Genomic DNA, 1,648 nt, shown 5'->3' on the forward strand with positions numbered 1-1,648 from the left:
TAATTAGGGCTTGCTGAACAATTAAAAAATGCAGTAACAGCAAGGATTTAACGCCTATTTTGTCGAATTCAAGTGCAAGGAAAACGGTGACTGACCCGCGAAAAATCGTGCACTTGGAGGCGTCCAGATTGTATCAGCGAACCGAAAGCCAAATGATCCTGCCAGGCGACTTCTTTCTGCCGTTCGGCGGAAAACTCGCAGAAGATAACCGCTGGGTGCTGCTGGCCCAGATGATTCCGTGGTGGAAGCTCGAAGAGAAGTATGCAAAGAACTTCAAGAAGAGTCTCAAGGGGCAAAAGGCCGTATCCATCCGTGTCGCGCTAGGCGCCCTCATCATTCAGGAGCGGCTGGGCACCGACGACCGGGAAACGCTTCGTCAGATTCTGGAGAATCCGTATCTGCAGTACTTCCTCGGTCTGCCGGAGTACCAGTACCGCCGTCCGTTTCACCATTCCCTCATGACACACTTTCGCAAGCGGTTGGGCGGCGAGATCCTTGATGAAGTGAATGAGTGGATCGCCCTTGAAGAAGCGCGCAAGTCCAGCGAATCGGATAATTCATCGGACGAGGACGATGAACCCGGCAGCGGATCCGCAGCAGTATCCAATGAATCATCAGAACCGCAGCCGCGGCAGATGGAACTGACGAATGAAGGCGAACTGCTGCTGGACGCGACCTGCGCGCCGGCGGATATCGCCTACCCAACGGATTTGTCGCTGCTGAATCAGGCTAGAGAAAAGCTGGAGAAGATCATCGACATCTTGCATGAGCCGGAACGCGGAAAGACTCGCAAGCCAAGAACATACCGGGAGCGTGCCCGCAAAGCCTATCTGGCGGTTGCCAAGCAAAGGCGCGTGAAACCGCGCGCGATGCGCAAAGCAATCGGCAAGCAACTCAGGTTCATTTCCCGTGATCTGCGCATCATCGCCGAACTTGCCGAGACGACGAGCGGTCTGATGCGGCTGCCGCGTCGCATGTACAAGGAGCTGCTGGTCATTCAGGAATTGGTTCGCCAGCAGCAAGAGATGTACGACAAGCGAACGCATAGCGTACCGGATCGGATCGTTAGTATCGCGCAGCCGCATGTCAGACCGATCGTACGCGGCAAAGCCCGGGCGAACGTCGAGTTCGGCGCGAAGCTGGCGATCAGCGTGGTGAACGGCTACGCATTCCGGGAGCATCTGTCCTGGGACAGCTACAACGAAGGCCAGACGCTGCAGGCCGCAGTGGAACGATACCGTGCTCGATTCGGTTATTATCCCAAAGCGGTGCTGGCCGACCAGATTTACCGCACGCGAGAAAACTTGCGCTTCTGCAAAGAGAAGGGAATTCGGCTGAGCGGACCGCAATTGGGCCGTCCATCAGCCGACCAGCAGGAGCAGAAGAAAATTGCCAAAGCGGATGCAGCCGCGCGTAATGCGGTGGAAGGCAAGTTCGGTGAAGGCAAGCGCAGTTACGGGCTTGGCCGTATTCGAGCACACCTTCAGACGACGAGCGAGACCGTAATCGGACTGCAACTGCTGGTCATGAACCTCGAAAAGAGACTCCGAGCTCTCTTTTTGCCGCTTTTGCAATGGTTGTGGTCTGCTCTCGCATTCCGCTTGCCCGTGATGCCCTAAAATGTGACCCGTTCAGCAAGCCCTAATTA

General features: G+C 55.8%; 1 protein-coding gene. It reads left to right on the forward strand.

Features of this window, described 5'->3' with window-relative positions:
* The first annotated feature begins 128 nt into the window (after positions 1 to 128).
* Entirely contained in the window at positions 129 to 1,619 is a 1,491-nt protein-coding gene (locus ABEV74_RS18590; RefSeq protein WP_430148341.1) for an IS5 family transposase, read from the forward strand.
* Positions 1,620 to 1,648: the final 29 nt, after the last annotated feature.

The organism is Paenibacillus cisolokensis (assembly GCF_050481165.1).
GTDB lineage: Bacteria > Bacillota > Bacilli > Paenibacillales > Paenibacillaceae > Paenibacillus_AH > Paenibacillus_AH cisolokensis.